The organism is Streptomyces roseolus (genome assembly GCF_014649855.1).
GTDB lineage: Bacteria > Actinomycetota > Actinomycetes > Streptomycetales > Streptomycetaceae > Streptomyces > Streptomyces roseolus.
Genome location: NZ_BMTV01000022.1, coordinates 75,799 through 90,739, shown reverse-complemented (window position 1 = coordinate 90,739; position 14,941 = coordinate 75,799). Strand labels below are relative to the sequence as shown.

At 65.5% G+C, this 14,941-nt stretch carries 30 protein-coding genes; 5 read left to right on the top strand and 25 right to left on the bottom strand.

Annotated elements, in window-relative coordinates:
- Positions 1–13 precede the first annotated feature (13 nt).
- Positions 14–226: a hypothetical protein gene (locus IE245_RS25020; protein ID WP_189951357.1), complete on the top strand. Its 213-nt coding sequence runs from the start codon at positions 14–16 to the stop codon at positions 224–226.
- 12 nt (positions 227–238) lie between these two features.
- Here the strand turns inward: IE245_RS25020 and IE245_RS25015 are convergent, their stop codons facing one another.
- Positions 239–757 (bottom strand): hypothetical protein, encoded by a 519-nt coding sequence (locus IE245_RS25015; protein ID WP_189951355.1) that lies wholly within the window; start codon positions 755–757, stop codon positions 239–241.
- Complete coding sequence (locus IE245_RS25010) at positions 754–1,278, bottom strand: hypothetical protein (protein ID WP_189951353.1); 525 nt, start codon at positions 1,276–1,278, stop codon at positions 754–756. The genes IE245_RS25015 and IE245_RS25010 overlap by 4 nt, the downstream gene beginning before the upstream one ends.
- Positions 1,279–1,469: 191 nt before the next feature.
- On the opposite strand from IE245_RS25010, the gene IE245_RS25005 reads away from it, so the two are divergent.
- Positions 1,470–1,628 (top strand): hypothetical protein, encoded by a 159-nt coding sequence (locus tag IE245_RS25005; RefSeq protein WP_189951351.1) that lies wholly within the window; start codon positions 1,470–1,472, stop codon positions 1,626–1,628.
- A gap of 197 nt (positions 1,629–1,825) precedes the next feature.
- Here IE245_RS25005 and IE245_RS25000 read toward each other — a convergent pair whose 3' ends face one another.
- From IE245_RS25000 to IE245_RS24990, 3 genes are read right to left on the bottom strand one after another with little or no spacing between them, the layout of a single operon-like run.
- Positions 1,826–2,242, bottom strand: coding sequence for a hypothetical protein (locus IE245_RS25000; RefSeq protein ID WP_189951349.1), 417 nt, complete (start codon positions 2,240–2,242; stop codon positions 1,826–1,828).
- Entirely contained in the window at positions 2,223–2,417 is a 195-nt protein-coding gene (locus IE245_RS24995) for a hypothetical protein (protein WP_189951347.1), read from the bottom strand. The genes IE245_RS25000 and IE245_RS24995 overlap by 20 nt, the downstream gene beginning before the upstream one ends.
- On the bottom strand, positions 2,414–2,707 hold the full coding sequence (locus tag IE245_RS24990; protein ID WP_189951345.1) for a hypothetical protein: 294 nt from the start codon (positions 2,705–2,707) through the stop codon (positions 2,414–2,416). Before IE245_RS24990 ends, IE245_RS24995 begins: the two co-directional genes overlap by 4 nt.
- 748 nt (positions 2,708–3,455) lie before the next feature.
- Between IE245_RS24990 and IE245_RS24985 the strand changes: the two genes are divergently transcribed.
- Entirely contained in the window at positions 3,456–3,725 is a 270-nt protein-coding gene (locus tag IE245_RS24985; protein ID WP_189951343.1) for a hypothetical protein, read from the top strand.
- A gap of 79 nt (positions 3,726–3,804) precedes the next feature.
- On the opposite strand, the gene IE245_RS24980 is transcribed toward IE245_RS24985, so the two are convergent.
- The 3 genes from IE245_RS24980 to IE245_RS24970 form a co-directional block, all read right to left on the bottom strand.
- A complete protein-coding gene (locus IE245_RS24980) occupies positions 3,805–5,457 on the bottom strand; it encodes a DUF2079 domain-containing protein (protein ID WP_189951341.1) in 1,653 nt (550 codons plus the stop codon).
- Between the two features lie 179 nt (positions 5,458–5,636).
- On the bottom strand, positions 5,637–5,840 hold the full coding sequence (locus tag IE245_RS24975) for a hypothetical protein (protein WP_189951339.1): 204 nt from the start codon (positions 5,838–5,840) through the stop codon (positions 5,637–5,639).
- On the bottom strand, positions 5,825–5,995 hold the full coding sequence (locus IE245_RS24970) for a hypothetical protein (RefSeq protein WP_189951337.1): 171 nt from the start codon (positions 5,993–5,995) through the stop codon (positions 5,825–5,827). Before IE245_RS24970 ends, IE245_RS24975 begins: the two co-directional genes overlap by 16 nt.
- Positions 5,996–6,142: 147 nt before the next feature.
- Between IE245_RS24970 and IE245_RS24965 the strand changes: the two genes are divergently transcribed.
- Positions 6,143–7,042: a hypothetical protein gene (locus IE245_RS24965; protein WP_189951335.1), complete on the top strand. Its 900-nt coding sequence runs from the start codon at positions 6,143–6,145 to the stop codon at positions 7,040–7,042.
- A 17-nt stretch (positions 7,043–7,059) separates the two neighbouring features.
- Here the strand turns inward: IE245_RS24965 and IE245_RS24960 are convergent, their stop codons facing one another.
- The 3 genes from IE245_RS24960 to IE245_RS24955 are packed head-to-tail and all read right to left on the bottom strand — an operon-like array spanning position 7,060 to position 7,584.
- Positions 7,060–7,287 (bottom strand): hypothetical protein, encoded by a 228-nt coding sequence (locus IE245_RS24960; protein WP_189951333.1) that lies wholly within the window; start codon positions 7,285–7,287, stop codon positions 7,060–7,062.
- Complete coding sequence (locus IE245_RS37775) at positions 7,274–7,399, bottom strand: hypothetical protein (protein ID WP_268256586.1); 126 nt, start codon at positions 7,397–7,399, stop codon at positions 7,274–7,276. The genes IE245_RS24960 and IE245_RS37775 overlap by 14 nt, the downstream gene beginning before the upstream one ends.
- Positions 7,396–7,584 carry a hypothetical protein gene (locus tag IE245_RS24955; RefSeq protein WP_189951331.1) on the bottom strand — a complete coding sequence of 63 codons (189 nt, stop codon included), beginning with the start codon at positions 7,582–7,584 and terminating at the stop codon, positions 7,396–7,398. Before IE245_RS24955 ends, IE245_RS37775 begins: the two co-directional genes overlap by 4 nt.
- 189 nt (positions 7,585–7,773) lie before the next feature.
- Here IE245_RS24955 and IE245_RS24950 point away from each other — a divergent pair, with 189 nt between their 5' ends.
- Positions 7,774–7,944: a hypothetical protein gene (locus tag IE245_RS24950; RefSeq protein ID WP_189951329.1), complete on the top strand. Its 171-nt coding sequence runs from the start codon at positions 7,774–7,776 to the stop codon at positions 7,942–7,944.
- An 896-nt stretch (positions 7,945–8,840) separates the two neighbouring features.
- Here the strand turns inward: IE245_RS24950 and IE245_RS24945 are convergent.
- The 14 genes from IE245_RS24945 to IE245_RS24880 form a co-directional block, all read right to left on the bottom strand.
- Positions 8,841–9,128: a DUF6197 family protein gene (locus IE245_RS24945; protein WP_189951327.1), complete on the bottom strand. Its 288-nt coding sequence runs from the start codon at positions 9,126–9,128 to the stop codon at positions 8,841–8,843.
- Entirely contained in the window at positions 9,125–9,325 is a 201-nt protein-coding gene (locus tag IE245_RS24940; RefSeq protein ID WP_189951325.1) for a hypothetical protein, read from the bottom strand. Before IE245_RS24940 ends, IE245_RS24945 begins: the two co-directional genes overlap by 4 nt.
- Positions 9,326–9,451: 126 nt before the next feature.
- Entirely contained in the window at positions 9,452–10,441 is a 990-nt protein-coding gene (locus tag IE245_RS24935) for a hypothetical protein (protein ID WP_189951323.1), read from the bottom strand.
- Positions 10,442–10,457: 16 nt separating this feature from the next.
- The gene (locus tag IE245_RS24930; RefSeq protein ID WP_189951321.1) at positions 10,458–10,904 is read right to left on the bottom strand and encodes a DUF6197 family protein; all 447 of its coding nucleotides are present in this window, start codon (positions 10,902–10,904) and stop codon (positions 10,458–10,460) included.
- On the bottom strand, positions 10,897–11,277 hold the full coding sequence (locus IE245_RS24925; protein WP_189951319.1) for a DUF6197 family protein: 381 nt from the start codon (positions 11,275–11,277) through the stop codon (positions 10,897–10,899). Before IE245_RS24925 ends, IE245_RS24930 begins: the two co-directional genes overlap by 8 nt.
- Positions 11,274–11,471, bottom strand: coding sequence for a hypothetical protein (locus IE245_RS24920; RefSeq protein ID WP_189951317.1), 198 nt, complete (start codon positions 11,469–11,471; stop codon positions 11,274–11,276). Before IE245_RS24920 ends, IE245_RS24925 begins: the two co-directional genes overlap by 4 nt.
- Complete coding sequence (locus IE245_RS24915) at positions 11,468–11,749, bottom strand: hypothetical protein (protein ID WP_189951315.1); 282 nt, start codon at positions 11,747–11,749, stop codon at positions 11,468–11,470. The genes IE245_RS24920 and IE245_RS24915 overlap by 4 nt, the downstream gene beginning before the upstream one ends.
- Positions 11,746–11,982, bottom strand: coding sequence for a hypothetical protein (locus tag IE245_RS24910; RefSeq protein WP_189951312.1), 237 nt, complete (start codon positions 11,980–11,982; stop codon positions 11,746–11,748). Before IE245_RS24910 ends, IE245_RS24915 begins: the two co-directional genes overlap by 4 nt.
- Positions 11,979–13,196, bottom strand: coding sequence for a helix-turn-helix transcriptional regulator (locus IE245_RS24905; RefSeq protein WP_189951310.1), 1,218 nt, complete (start codon positions 13,194–13,196; stop codon positions 11,979–11,981). Before IE245_RS24905 ends, IE245_RS24910 begins: the two co-directional genes overlap by 4 nt.
- A 215-nt stretch (positions 13,197–13,411) precedes the next feature.
- Positions 13,412–13,645 (bottom strand): hypothetical protein, encoded by a 234-nt coding sequence (locus IE245_RS24900; protein WP_189951308.1) that lies wholly within the window; start codon positions 13,643–13,645, stop codon positions 13,412–13,414.
- The gene (locus IE245_RS24895) at positions 13,642–13,878 is read right to left on the bottom strand and encodes a hypothetical protein (RefSeq protein ID WP_189951306.1); all 237 of its coding nucleotides are present in this window, start codon (positions 13,876–13,878) and stop codon (positions 13,642–13,644) included. The genes IE245_RS24900 and IE245_RS24895 overlap by 4 nt, the downstream gene beginning before the upstream one ends.
- A complete protein-coding gene (locus IE245_RS24890) occupies positions 13,871–14,251 on the bottom strand; it encodes a DUF3310 domain-containing protein (RefSeq protein WP_189951304.1) in 381 nt (126 codons plus the stop codon). The genes IE245_RS24895 and IE245_RS24890 overlap by 8 nt, the downstream gene beginning before the upstream one ends.
- 2 nt (positions 14,252–14,253) lie before the next feature.
- Positions 14,254–14,400 (bottom strand): hypothetical protein, encoded by a 147-nt coding sequence (locus IE245_RS24885; RefSeq protein ID WP_189951301.1) that lies wholly within the window; start codon positions 14,398–14,400, stop codon positions 14,254–14,256.
- A complete protein-coding gene (locus IE245_RS24880; RefSeq protein ID WP_189951299.1) occupies positions 14,397–14,591 on the bottom strand; it encodes a hypothetical protein in 195 nt (64 codons plus the stop codon). Before IE245_RS24880 ends, IE245_RS24885 begins: the two co-directional genes overlap by 4 nt.
- Positions 14,592–14,941: the final 350 nt, after the last annotated feature.

Below are 14,941 nucleotides of genomic sequence, written 5' to 3'. Positions count from 1 at the left end.
CGTTGAGCCTGGCATGACGATCTTCAACCGCCGTGTTCTTGCCTCCGCCGCTGTCGCCGCCACCGCCGTTCTCGCCTCCGCCGGGGCGGCGTCGGCCGACAGCGTCGGCAACCACCTCCCCGGGGTCGGGCTCCTGAACCAGGCCTTCGGGAACGGCGACCAGCAGGGCAAGGCCGCCGGGGACCTGCCCACTCACAACGCCCTGAACGATCTCCGCGTCCCCTAACCGGCACCAGGCCTACGCCTCCGCCCAGCCGTCGTTCTTCCACTGGTACCCGCCCATCAGGGTCCAGGTGTCGACGCCGTTCGTCTTGCCCGTCGTGCACGGCACGGTCAGCCGGCCGAAGGCGACCGGGTTGCCGTCGCCGTCCTTCTCGACGACCGTGCACTCGAACCGCTCCGTGACCTCGGCCGCCTGGGCGCGGATGCTCCAGTCGACGAAGCGCCGGTACTTCTTCCCGGGCTCGAAGAACGCCGGCTTCGGTGGACGGACGGCGATGGTGTAGGTGACGGTCCCGGGGCCGTGGTGGGCGGCGCTGCAACCGACACCGCACCGGTGGGTGATGACGTCCGCCGGGTACACGTCCTGGACGACGCCGTCGACGACGAGGACGGTGCCGGTGGCGGGGACGAGGACGCCGGGCTCGGCAGGGACGGGTTCGCAGGGAATCCCCATCTCGCACCATTCGTCCTCGTCATGTTCTGCGCCGTGGGCGTCGGGCGAATGGTCGGGGTTGGCCTGCATGCGGCGCGTCATCGGGCTTCCTCCCAGTCGTGGAAGTCCTTCTTCGTCACCCACTCGGTGTCGCCGTTGAGCCAGGTGATGATGCCGATGGCGACCGGGGACCCGTCGCTGTTGGTCTCGACCTGGTGCGCCTCGAACCGGTGGCCTGAGCCCCTCGTGTACTTCTTCCCGACCTCAAAGAAGGTGGGCGGTGGCGGCAGTTCGGTGGTGATCTTCCATTCGAGCCGGTCATGGCACCAGGAGCGGGAGCCCGTCGACTTGTGAACGACGCCTTCCTCGACGATGTAGGTGCCGGTGTCGGGGACGGCGACGGTGTCCTTGAGGACATCGAGGACGTCGCACCGGCGGACGCAGTCTGCGTACGGGGCGCCGAGGATGCGCGGAACGGCCTTGATGGTGTCGGCGAGGTCGGTCACGGGCTTCTTCTCCTTGACGGGTTCGCACGGGGGGTGCCGGTCGCAGTCCCACAGCTCGTCGTGCTCGACGTGGTGGGCGCGGGGCGCGTCGGGGTTGGCCTGCATGCGCCGGGTCATGGTGGAGTCCTTGGATCGGTCCGCACCGGTGGCGCGGCAGTGTTCCCCTTTTAGGGGATCTGTACACGTGGCGACTCGGGGATTTATTCCCCTAACGGGCTGAACTTTCCATGATCGCGTTCCAGTTGATCGAACGGGCGCCCTAGGCTCTGTAGAGCGAATCCACCCCACCCAACAGAGAGGGCACTGTTATGCCCAAGCGCTCCGCCATGCCCGAGGACGCCCAGCAGCCGTTCTTCGAACTCCGCATAGGCGTACTCCACTTGACCGTGCAGCGGGTCCCCGGATGGCTCATCGGCCTCGTCACGACCCTCCTCGGAGCGGTGGTCGCGTTGTGGAGTCAGCAGTAGGCGTTCGGCACCGCCGGCTCTCTTCGCGGTGCCTGTCGATGGCGCCGCCCAGGTTGCGGAACAGGAGGGCCGGGGCTTCGAGGCTCCAGCCGCAGGGGCAGGTGGCCCGGTAGCGCCACCTCCCCCCGGCGCCCCGTCGGCCCCGGACCGCGACCCGGCCCCCGGCCTGCCTGGTGAGGTCGTCCATGGCAGTTCCTTCAGTCCCACATGTCGCTGAAGCGATCGGCGAAACGGTGCATGGCGGCGACGCCGGCGGCGTGAGCGTCGGCGTCGAGGAAGTTGTCGGAGTCGGCGTAGCGGCGCAGCTCGACGGCGATGCCTTCGAGGAAGGTCTCCCACTCCTCGGCGGTCATGTCGTTGGGGTGGCTGTGGCCGGCCCGGAGCTGGTCGCAGGCCGCCGCGATGACGCCCGCGATGTAATGGTCGAAGCCCCAGACGTCCATGCGGCTGAAGCCCCGGCGGGCCCGCTCCCAGCGGTGCCGGGGCTCGCGCTTGAGCCGGACCCAGCACCGCTGCGCGCGGTAGCGCCACCCCCGGAGCCGGGAGTGCCACGGGTGCTCGCGCGCCCACTGGTCGGCCTCGGCCAGGACCTGGTCAACAGACGAGTGGTTCACAGGCGAGCAGCTCCTTTCCCCGGTTCTCGTACCAGGCGGTGACGGCGGCCTCGACGACGTCGGCCAGCTCGGCGGAGACGTCGTCGGCGTACATCTGCTCCCCGGCGTTCGTCGGCAGGTGCTCCGGATCGTCCACCGTGAAGGCGATCTTGATGTGCCGGAGTTCTCTGCTCACGGCTTCCCCCAGTACGTTTCCTCGGCCAGGCTCTCGATGGCGTGGGCCGGCACCTTGTGCCCGGCCTCGTGGTGCCGCCGGAGGTGGGCGACCATCTCGGCACGGGACTCGGTGATGTAACTGGTCGGCTCCCCGGTCGCAGACTCGATCCGGCCCCCGAAGACCGGGTCGTCGACCCAGCGGATGTCGACGAACAGGCACTGCATGCACTCGAAGACCTCGGCCCGGTCCGGCCCCCACACCGTGCCGAAGACGTACACGTCGCCCTCGCTGAAGCGTGCGTAGGCCATGGCTCTCCTCCTAGTCGGTCGGCTCCTTCATCCAGGCGTGCGCCATGGCCACGAGGAGCGTCCACTCCCAGCCGTCGGCGCCGGGGCCCTTCAGCTCGCCTCCCTGAACGAGGGCGATGGCGTTACAGATGAACTATTTGTCCTTGTCGGAACGCGGACAGGGTCGGGCGACTGGTGGCGGCAGGGGAACAGTCGGCGTACTTGGCTTCGTTCATGGGTTAGTCCCATGTACCGCTGAAGCGATCGGTGACGCGGTGCATGACGGGGGGCACCGCCCGCAGCACTGCCGCCCGGCCGGCGACGAGTAGAAGATGGCGGTCACGAAGAACCTGACACATCTTTCGATCAGCAGGGGGCTTGACCAGCCATCCCCTGCCGCCGTAGGCCTCTCATTAAGAGGCGAGGGAAGCCGGATTCTGCAACTTCTTTAGGGGTTTCAAGGGTTAATCTGTCAAGTCGGAGGTGTCGATCAGGGAAAACTGGCCTGCCGTGCCGCTAATCGAGCACGTGTTCCCGGGGGCGCCTAGGCTAAACATGATGTTCTGATCTGACCTGTTTTGGTTGTCACGCTGTGGAATTTCGATGCTCCTTCCATAAGGTTCTGACCGGCCGCTTCACCAAGGAGTGGTCTCTAAGGGGAGGAAGTCAAATGAACCTTCGTCGTGTCACGGGAGTCGCTGCCACTACCGCCGCCATGGTCGGCGCGATGGTGGCCTTCGGGTCCCCCGCCCAGGCCGCTAGCTCCTGTGTGAGCACTGGCAGCGGCAGCTTCTGTGTGTACACCGACCCGGCCGGCTACGACGTCAGCTACCACAAGATCTCGGGTGCCACCGCGCTCGTTGACTTCAACCTGGTCTGCGACAACGGCCGGACGTTCGGTGACGGCGGCGCGTTCTACATCGCGGCGGGTCAGCAGAAGACCTACACCTTCGCCGTCGGCAGCCAGGGCGCCTGCCGTGGCAAGCTGATCGACAAGAACACCGGGACCTACTGGCTGACGGGCCGGGTCTCTCGGTAGTTAGCATGTAGTATTTCTGTTCAATGAGTCGGGCCCGCGAGGTGATTAATCACTCTCGCGGGCCCGACTCGTATTTTTGCTAGCGCAGGATGATGCTCCTGCCTACATCCGAGGGGACCTTCTCCCGGACCGGTACGCTATTCGGTCCAGGAATTCTCATTCCTGGAATCGGCATCCTGTCCACTCGATGCAGCAGAGTCGTGTCATTTTTGCTCCATACCTTTGCGTAGCCATGATTCAACAACAGTTCAATCCGCTGCTTCTGCTCCGACGGATCGCCGAAAGGGAAGGTTCTGTCTTTTTCGCGGAGCAGGACCCAGTCAGCGCCTCGTGGGGCATCATCCGCGATCACCACATTGGCGCGATTGGTCAAGCGGGGTGCCACGGAATTATCGGCCTCAACCGTCGCACCGTCTGGGATCAACTCCACAGCTTCTGCTAGGGCTTGCTTGTCAGGGCTCGGCTTCCAATATCCGGGATTCAGCAACGGGCTCAGCCCAAGAAAGATTGAGGCTGCCATGCTGGTTGCGGCAGCAGTAGCTGCGATTCCGGCAGGTAGCCTAGGCCATCTGTCTTGGCTCTTCGCCAGGCGGCCAAGGGTTTCGAGCGATGCTACAAGGAGGATCGGCCACAAGAACGCGTCATAATGGTTGATGACCACCCAATGGTTCGGGTTATCCGAGAGGACGCGTTCTGCGAGGAGCGGTAGAGCCAGCAATGTGGTCCCTGATCCAAATGGCAGGAACGCCAGGGTTCCAAATATCCACAACATCATCAGGATCTTGATCGAAGGTGTGAAGGCTACCTCGAAAATAATCCACGGAGCCTTCAGGATATTGATAATTGCATCGCCGCCATCGGCCCCCAGGCGCTCGTAGCTCCAGTAATACCCTTTGGGTCCGCCCATTGCGGGAAGAAACCAGCCGATGGTGAGCGCCGATACAATCGGACCTGCGAAGGCGAGAGTTACCCCGGTTCGGAAGCCCCTGGTGTCGCGACTTCGGCGCGCCCGCAAGGCGATCAAGAACCCAAAGGCGCCCGCGATCAATCCCATGTCTTCTTTAACCCCGCAAAGAAGAAGCCCCCAAATCGCTGCCGCTGTGTAACGTTGAGCTAGGCCCCGCTCCAGCATCATGAGAATGATGGGAACCGCAAAAGCCACCTCGTGGAAACCGTTGTACGCCGCATTCAGTAGAGGCCATCCGAAGGCGTAGATGAGCCCAGCGGAATCGATGGCGCGGCGCCGATTCTTACCGGCCAAACCATTGAAGCAATGGTTTGCTATGCGTCGGATGGTCGGGACGCCGATCGCGAACAGCGCGGCTTGGGCGATGATCAGAACGCGGGGATCGTCCCATAGCCAATAAAGTGGAGCTAGTAGCGCAAGGAAGGGAGTGAAGTGATCTCCGAGCAGAGTGAAATTCGGCGGAAATTCGTGATGGAAATTCTTGATTGCCGACGAGGGTGGTTCAAAATTCGAGTAGGCGCGCACGGCCTGGTCGAAGATTCCTAGGTCGAACCCCGCTACCCGCAGAGTAACCCAAGACTGAAATCCCAAGCCGCAGCATATGGTGAAGCACAGAAGGGCAGTGATAACCCCCCTGAGTCGGTAGCTGGCTGCAAGGGAACTGGGGTCCGTATCAGATGCCGCCTGGCCTCCAGCGGGATCTTTCTCCTCCGCCGATGAAGGGCTGGCGACCCGGTTCTCAAGATGGCCGACTCGACTGGTCATGCCGTGACGCTACGGGCAGCCGCAGGCGTGTGCCAAATGCCCCCAGGACAAACGTCACGTCGACCCAGCGGGTAGGTCATGAGCCGACGGCAGGACTATCTGACGGGACACAGTCTAGCTGCGGGCGGCGTACGTCCAGGTGCCGGCGTGCGGGTCGCGGACGGCATAGACCTTCGGCTTCATCCCGGCACCACCTTCGCGCCGGCCAGGCAGGACGAGCACTGCGGCTTCCCCTTGGCGCTCTCGACCAGGTCCCAGGAGCTGTAGGAGTAGTCGCCGAGGTGGATCCCGCACGCGGTGGAGCGGGCGGGGCTGCTGCCCCAGGACGAGATGTGGGCGAAGAAGCTGTTGCTGTCGCTCACCCAGATCACTTCGTCGGCCATGGCCGCCAGATCCAGGTCACCTTGCCGTCGGCGCCGATGACCTTCACGCGCTGCTGCGGGGACCGCTGCGTCGGCTGGCTGTTCTTCTTCTTGCGGGCGGTGCCGCCCTTGCCGGACGAAGCCGGCTGAGGCTTACCTTTCGGCGGTGGAACCATCGTCAATCTCCTTCCATGCATAGCTGTTGGGGTAGGGAACCGCCAGCTGATTTTGGGCCGCAATCCGGGGCTTAGGTGTGCTCGAAGGTCATGACAGGCGTACCTCGACGCCTAGAGAAGGGAGACCGCACGGAGTAAGGTCCTGCCATGCTGGAGGTCATCATTGCCGCAGTTGCTGTCGTCGTAGGCGCTTCTCTTGGGTCATGGGCAACACTGCGAGCAGCTCGCACAGCGCAGCGGACCGCGTTGGAGACGGCTCGGACTGCTGAACGTTCCGCGCTAGGGACGGCTCGGATAGCGAGGGAGATCAAGGAAGCGGACGTCGAGATCGTCGACGTCTTCCTTGCCACTCGCGAGGACCTTGACGAACTTAACGAAGAGCAGCGCGCCAGCCTTGGGCTCATTGGAGACTGGAGCGCCAGGTCTATCTTTGATGTAAAGCTACGCAATAGGGGTGGTGAAACTGCGTACGTATACGAAGTGCTGATATATGCATGGGGCATTAGGACTGTTTCCGAGCCCAGGCTGCCGGGAAAGTACCAGCCGTCGACGCAACAGCAGCAGGGTGCGCACCAAGCACCCCCCGATTCCTTTTACAGGAATTGGGGCCGGGACAGTGAGGACGGCGGGCACATCTACCGTATCTCTCAGGTAATGGGACCTGGCGAAGCTGATCGGTTCCTACTCTCGGCTATGGTGCCTGCGGGCTTCTTCAGGGCCGATGTGAAGGTTCTCTTCAACGGAGGTCGCACGGTCGAGGCTAAGGATGTGAAATGTTTTAACCCTCCTCCCTGGGTGGATGCCGCGACCATGCTGGGGCGCTTGAGGGACCGTCTTGACGAGTGCGGCTCGATGGCCACGTGGAACTCAGTAATTATGTACGCGGCGCGAGCTGGCACGCTTTGTCTGGACGAGTACGACGAAAATCTAGCTGCTCACGCGGCTCTCTATGAGCTAGCAGGCCGAACCAGCGACGCGGAATATTTGACCATTCACGAATCCCGGTCACAGGTTCCGCAGATTCGGGCGGAGCTGGGCCTGGACTAGGAACGGTGGCCCGGTACTCATACAAAGCCCTCCGCCTCCTTCCAGTCGGGCGGCATGACGCCGTTGCGCCGCTTGAAGGTGAAGCCCATGGCCTCGTACTGCTGCTTCCGGGTCGGGGTCAGCTTCACCAGGCCCTTGTAGGCGCCGCTCTGGTCGTAGGCGAAGAACGACGACACGACCGTCTTGATCTTCGATTCCGGTTTCGGCTGCCGGACGTACCGGCGCCGCAGTTCATCGGGGCCCATCGTCTTCCTCCTCGTCGATCACGGCGGTAGCGGTGGTGTCGCAGAAGATGCAGTTGAGGCTGTCGCCGCTGTACACCTCCCAGGAATGGCCGGCGGCGCAGTCGTCGGTCACGACTCCGTCACTTCGAACCAGACGACGTCGTCGCTCGGGGAGGCGTCCATGACTTCGAGATCGTTGAGACGGAAGACCTCGCCGTACTCGGAGTCATGGAAGATGAGGCTGGGGTTGTCGCCGGAGAAGGCGCCTCCATGCCGGATTTTCAGCTTGTTCTCGTACTCGATTACGATTCGCTTCACGGCAGTGCCACCGCCCCGCCCGGCCAGATGATGACCTTGACGCTGCTCCCGTCGCGGAGGTATTGGACGTACTCCTCGGCTGGCTCCTCGGTGAGGTAGACGGTGTCGGTAGACCCCGCGCAATGCGTTTCCGGATTCACATGCAGCTTCCTTCCGTGACCGTATCGGGTCACCGGCGTTGGTCAGGGCGTGGACGAGACGACCTACACCTTCGCCCCCCGCCTGCCGCTGATCACGCTCGACGAAGCCCGTCGGGCGGTCGCCCTGCTGACGCATTTTGAGGACGAGACGGAGGAAGGACGGGCGGCAGGCGACCTCGCACACGACCTCGCGCTCCGGCTGCCGGTGGCGGAGAGCTGAAGGGCGGGCGCGGTTTCGACCCGTCCTGGCCCGTGCGGTGCTTCGGGCTTTTCCAGGGCGGCGAAACTTTTGAGGCTTTCCATGCCCCAAAAAGGTGGTATTCCATAGGACTAATCAGATGCACCGGCATGTCGATAAACCGGGTTGGCGATACTCGGGGCATGACTTCTCCCCTCCGCCCTTCCTTCAGGAAGGGGGTACGACGTGCCGTTTCGTCTCTCGCCCCTCTCTGTGCTTCCCTGGCTCTGATCGTGGCGGTCCCTGCTCCTGCCCATGCCGCCCGTGGCGTCCTGACGGTCAACGGGACCTGGTACCCCGATCCCGAACGCCAGTGCATTCTCAAGATCAACGGGCACCCGCACTACCCCTACTGGGATGTCAGCAACCACACCGACCAGGCGGTGCGTCTGTACAAGAACCTCTCAATCCACGGAGGTTGCTGGGGCGACCCCGTCGCGATGATCCCTCCCGGGGAGAGCATGACAGGGGAAGAACACCGGGACACGGTCAGTCTGTGGGTTCCCGCCTGACCGCATCTCGAAGTCTTGGGCGCGGGGTGCCTCGCTCGGCTATCTGGCGTCTGAGAATGATCGGAAGGAAACGCCTCAGACGGTCCGCCCCCGCAGGTGGTCCGCGACGTCGCGGCGCAGAACCGCGTACAGGACGGAGTCGGACTCGTTGTGCTCCCCTCCTGGGTGCCGCGACGTACATGTGGTGCCCGAGGAGGATGATCGGCCAGATTCGGTACCGGACCTTGGTGAGGGTGCCGGTGCCGTTGGCGAATTCGAGCGGGGTCGGCGGGGCCACGACCTCGGTCTCGACGACCGCGCCGCCGGCGCGCACGGGCTGCACGTCGCGCCACTGCCCGTCGGCCGGGCCGCCGCAGAACAGGACCCTCACGACCCTTCCTCGACGGCCAGCTCCTTGAACAGGAGGATGACGTCCTCGGCGGTGCGCTCGGGGGCGTCGTTCCACCGGGCCAGGGCGTGAAGCGTTCCAGAGGGGAAGCGCGCCATTCCCAGATACTCCGCTGCCTGGTCGGCCAGGGTCACGGCCTGTTCGGAATTGCCGGCGGCGTCGCAGAGGGCGCCGATCGCGCAGACTGCCCCCTTCCCGTTCCTCATGTCCCCCTTGTGGTGGCCCTTCTCCATGAGAACCTCGGCCGCCTTGGCGAAGATGTTCATACGGGTGTCACCTCGTCGATGTCGTGCCAGATGATCCGTCGCTGGCCGTTCGTGTCGTGCGTGACCCAGATGCCGGCCTCGTCGAAGCCGTCGTAGGTGTAGTTGCCGACCGGCACTGGCCAGTGGGGCTTGAACCGGACCTTCACGCGCCGGCCCATCCACTCGTGGCGGGAGAAACGTTCCTTCTCATCCGCCATGACGCCGCCTCCGCCGCAGGGCCTCCGCCTCCTCGGGTGTCAGCTCACCGCTCCGAAGCCGCTGACGGAGGAGCTTCCAATCCGTTCCCTGCGCCCACGCCGAGCGCCAGACGCTGATGATCGACTTCACAGCTTCCTCCTCCGTCGGTCTATGCCGGTGCCGGGCGGGGCCGGCCGCTGCTTCTTCGCCTCGATGGCGCGGGCCATGGGGGTGTCATCGGCGGCCTCGGGGGCGGTGTGGGCGGCGGTGAGCTTGTTGAAGCCGGCGGCAGCCGCCTGCGCCGCGACGCTGACCTGCCCCAGTTGCCACCGCAGCGAGGGTTCGGCGGGCCGCTCTTTCTTGATGCCGAGGGCTTCGAGGTCCGGCTCCGGGTACTTCTCGTACATGACCTTCGGGTCGAGGAAGTGCTCGGCCTCGTACAGGTCGGCTGCCTTGCGGGCGTACAGCTCGTACTGGGCCTGGATCTCCTGCTTGGGCCCCGTGACGATCCGCATGGACGCGTCGTAGTTGAGGTCACGACGACCGAGGTGGAAGGGGAAGCCCGGCGGGTCCAGCTCCACCCGCTGCTCCGTCGCCGTGTGGTCGACCTTCGCCCAGTCGACGGCGAGTGCGCGGACCTTCAGCCGTTCCGCGCGGACACCGCGACGGCCCATGACGATGCGCCCGGACAGCTCGACGACGGCACGGAGGATGGCGAAGCCCCGCGCGCTGCTGTAGCCGTAGAGCCCCGTCCGGGGCTGCCACGAGGGCAGGTAGGAGCTGGAGAACAGCTCGTCCTCGGTCGCCGGAGTCCAGGAGCAGCCCACATAGAAGTCGGTCTTGCTGCTGTAGTGGGCGTAGAAGCCGCAGGTGCAGTCGATCACCGGCGACTTGTGCGAGCCCCCCATGAGCGACGGGAACACCCTCCAGCTCGGCGGGGGCCGGAGCCTGAAGCAGTCCGCCCGGAACCGCCCCTCATGGCGGTAGCGCACGTCGTAGACCGATACCTCCGGGTCCGCCATGGGGGCGAGGGTCTGGTTCTGGGGCACGAGGGCGAAGTGCCGGTAGGCGATGAGGGAGCCGGGGACGAGGGTGCTCTCGGCGCTGGCGCTTCCGTAGTCTTCTCCGCTGGTCATGGCGGGTGCACCTCGCTTAGGCGGGGACGGGCTCGGCCGGGGCCGGCGTCTCCACCGGCGCGGTCTCGGGCAGCGGCTCGAACTCGATGACGGTGGTGTCCTCGTCCTGGCCGATGTCGGCGGCGCGGGGGCCGGCCAGGGCGCGGAATAGGGCGACGACGTCGGCGCCGGTGCGCTCGGGGGCGTTGTTCCAGCGGACGAGCACGGAGGCGTAGTCGATGTCGCTGGTGGGGGTGAAAAGCGGCCGGTCGAGGCCGGCCTCGATCAGACGACGTCCGGCGGTGGCGGTGAGCGGGATGTCCTCCAGGCTCCACCCGTTGACGATGAGGTCCAGCTCGGGCGACAGGGCCGCGAGGAGCGCGCCCCGGGCGCAGTGGGCGCCGTTGGTGTCCTCCAGGGCGAACTTGCAGTGACCGTGGCTCTCGATGATGTCGGCGGCCTTCGCGAAGATCTCGTTACTCATGGTGGGCGGCCTCCTTGAAGGCGAGGATCATGTCCTCGGCTGTGGTGGTGGGCATGTCGTTGTAGCTGGTGACGACCTGGTGAGCGTTGAGCCACTGCCCGTGAAACAGGTCTGGGAACTTGGCCCGCAGGTGCTTGGCGAGCCTCCGGGCGGCGGTCTCGACACTTTCGCTGTCGACACCGACCCGGGCGAATTCGGTGGTGTCGTCCGAGAGCGTCATGAGCGTGTAGTCACCGCTGACGCGGGCGAGGGTGCCGTAGGCGCAGGCCGGCGTGGTCTCCCACTGCGTCGGGTCGGCGAGATAGCGCCGCTTCCCCAGGCCGTGCTTCGCCATGTCGTCGGCGGCGGCGAGGAGGTGCTCTTCAGGTGTCACGATCCGCTCCAGGCTTCCATTGCTTCTTCCAACTGGCTTTGCCACAGCGGGCATTCGGGGTCTCCGCCTTGACACTTCTCGCCGTAGCTGTAGCTGGCGGTGTGGACGTGCTTGCCCTCGCGGAGCTGCGCGTCCTGGACGACCCGCTGAACGATGGCCTTCCCGGCCTTGCGGTTCTCGTTCCACGCGGTCACACGTAGTCACCCTCTCCGAAGCCGGCCCACAGATCGTCCTCGCGTTCGTAGGCGTCTTCGATCTTGCGGACGATGCTCTTCAACTCGCCCTTGTAGCTGGTGCCGACGGCGACGACCGTCCCCGAACTCCCCTCCTCCTGCACCTGGTTCGGGGGCAACTCGACGCGGTCGCCGACCTGGAGCGGCATCACGCCGGCCGCCGGTTCGAACCACCAGGAGTAGGAGTAGGGACGCTGGGCGCCGAGGATGCGGACCTGGACGCGCTGCTCGAACTTCACAGGGTCTGGACCTCCCGCATCTCCCACCCGGTGAAGCGCCCCTCCACGAGGAACTTTCCGGTCCTCGTCCAGCCGACGGTGTGCGTCTCCGGCTTGTCCGCGTTGGAGTAGACGAAGGCGCGAGCGGCAGCCGCGTCGCCGGCGGCGACCACAGGCCTGCCCATGTGGTGGACGACGAAGGTGGTGTTCGGCTTCGGTTCGCGGCGGCGCTTGGAGCGCCAGATGTAGCTCACCGGTAGAAGTCCTTCCAGTCGACCCCCAGCTCCTCGGCCGCCCGGACAATCTTCGGGATCTTCGGGGTGTTCTTGCCGTTGAGCCAGTAGTAGACGGCCATGTGCGAGACGCCGATTCGGGCGGCGAGGGCCTTGTACTTCAGGCCCTTTTCTTCCAGGGCCATGGCGAACCGGATCCGGTTGAAGTCGTGGTCCTGGACGACTTCTTCGTCGCCCTCGATCAGGTCGTTGAACTTGCAGTCGAGGACGCGGGCCAGGGCCTCGATGTGCCTGGTCTGCGGTCGTCGCTGCCCCCACGCCCAGCGGCGAATGGAGTCGACGCAGACACCCGCCCTCTTAGCCACCTGGTGGGCATCGAGTCCGGCCTGGTCCATGAGGATGCGGAGCTGCGTGCCGGAGAAGCGCCGGGACGGCCCGTCGAGCTCGACGAGGCGCCGGCACGGCTCACACAGGGGGATCTCCTCGCGGATGTGGATCCGGTACCCCTCGTCGGTGCCGCAGGCCCCCGTCCACTCGGGGATGGCGTCCGGGGCGTCGATGGTGTCGTCGTCCCACGCGGTCGGCGGAGCGAAGCCGTTGCGCTTCGCGGCCGTCTTGATCCGCTTCACGCCGGCCTCGGTCTCGCCGACATCGACGGGGTCCACGGCGGAGTACTTGTCGTAGATGTCCGCGACCGCCCACGCGGTGGACGCGGCCACGTACGTCTTGCCTTTGCGGCCGTGGATGAAGTTGTTGAGGTTGCGGTTGTAGTCGCCGCTCTCGCCGCTCTGCGGCATCTGCCTGGCGATGAACCTGCACGAGTAGCCCTGCGCCACGAGGGCCTGGAGCCTGCGCCGGGTGCCGTGAGGGGGAAGGCGAGAGCCGCCCTTCCGGCCGTCCGTCGGCGGAGGGACGAACTCGATCTTCTCTAGCTTCTCCAGGGTGGACCGGTAGAGCCGGTCGAAGTCGTGCACGCCGTGGTTGTAGCGGCGGACCCCGAGGATCATGGCGACGATGACGTCCCGGGCGACCCCCGACTGCTCCACCATCGGCGTGGTCGACATGCCCGCGTTGTAGAACTCGCGGAGCCGGGTCTGGACCCTCTCGTACTCGTCCTCGCGGACCGTCGACGGCTTCCCGATGGCTATCAGGTATTCGCGGCGCTTGTCGTCACGGCGCTTCTTCTTCAGCTCTTCGGGGGTGAGCTGGCTGCGCGGCAGATCGTTACTGGCCATCGGTGGACCTTTCATAAAGGTGCGAAACGAGCCAGACGATCCCGGCTCCGAATACCACCTGCCCCGCACGGTGGTGAAGCGGCGATTGCCTTATCCCCAGCGTCGTCCTCATGAAATATGAGAAAGGGGCCTTGGGATTTCGCGCCTTCAATGCGGCGTATTCCGCAGCCGCGAAATACGTGATCCACCCGGCCCATATCATTCGCCAGCGGCGGTCACTCATCTCCCCGAATCGCATCAGCGATCACCTCTTCGTACGTGACCGGCTCCGCTTCCGGACCCGGCTGCGCCGCAGGCGGCATGAGGCTGCCGTAGCAGCGGCGCTTGATGAAGCCCATGTCCATCCGCTCGTGGGCGAGCATCTGGCCGGCGTCCGGATCGAGTGCCACCTCGAACGCGCAGTACGGGCAGTACCCCCAGGCGGCGGGGTCGTCGAAGGCGACGCTCACAGGGTCAGCCACCCGTTCCGGCGGTGGCCGAGCACGGCCCGGCACTGGGAGCAGTGCCGAAGGTCGGCTGCCTTCTCCTCTTCCTCCTGGCTACCCGTCCCGTGCCACATCCCGGGCCACGGGGTGCGCCCGCACATCGCCTCCGAGTCCTGGGCGTTCGGGCTTTGCAGGGTGTCCAGGTAGTGGGTGACGGTGCCGCCCTCGGTGTAGACGCGGGTGACGTCGTCATCCATCGCGCTTCTCCTCGCGCTCAATCAGGTACGCGAGGTAATTCCGCGCCTTCTTCAGATCCTTGAGCTTGGACTCGCCGTCCTTCTTTCCGGAACGAAGGATGTACTTGGTGAGCGCCGCCTCCCACGGGTCCAGCTCGAACGCCTCCCACACCGCCCACGGATCGATGCCCTTGTCGGTGCCGTAGTGGCTCGGCGGAGGGTCGTAGGTTGACGGCGGGGACTGGAGCTTGGGGGCGTAGGCGACGCGCTCGTCGTACTCGAAGCACCTCGGCTCCATCTCGCAGAAGCCGTTCCAGTCGTGCACACCGGCGTGCGACAGGCCGCCGGTGGCCGCGCTGCGGCCGATGCCGTCGCCGACCATCTTCCTGGTCATGATCACTCCTCGTTGAAGACGTCCCAGGCGTCGTCGAGGCCGGCGGCCTGGAGCCTGGCGTATACGTACGGCCCCGCCCAGCGGGCGAGGAGCGACCCGGCGGCGTAGCCGATGCCGCACCAGAGCCCGAGCCTGATCAGGTGCCTCACCGGACGTGCTTCCAGGTCTGTCCCCGGGCGGCCATGCCGATGGTGGTTGCCGACTCGATGCCGAGATCCAGGAACGTCGACAGCCAGATCGACTCGATCGTCTCCCCGGCCGCCACCCGCTTCCGGATCTCCCGGACGTCGTCCTCGATCAGCTTTGCCTTGTGGTGCTTCTCGCCCTGCTTCGCGGACACGGGGGATCACCTCCAGATCAGGCAGACGAAGCCGCCTGCGGTACCGACGCCGACCCGTCGGCCCTTGGCCCGGGCGGGGACGTCGCTCTCTACGAACTGGCCCGCGTACGACATGACGCAGGCCGGGTCACCGGCACTGCCGGCAGAACTCATCCGGAGGGCAGCAGCCTCCGCCGGGGCAGAGCGGTAGAACGTGGTCACATCGGTAGGTGGTGTCGGGGACGTCGGCGTGACCGTCGAGGGAGCAGTAGGGGTGGGGCGCGTCGCAGGTGTGCTCGCCGGCCTTGGCGTCGGGGGTCGAGAGGACGGCTTCGCAGGCCTCGGCTGCGCGGAGCGCTTCGGGGCAGTCC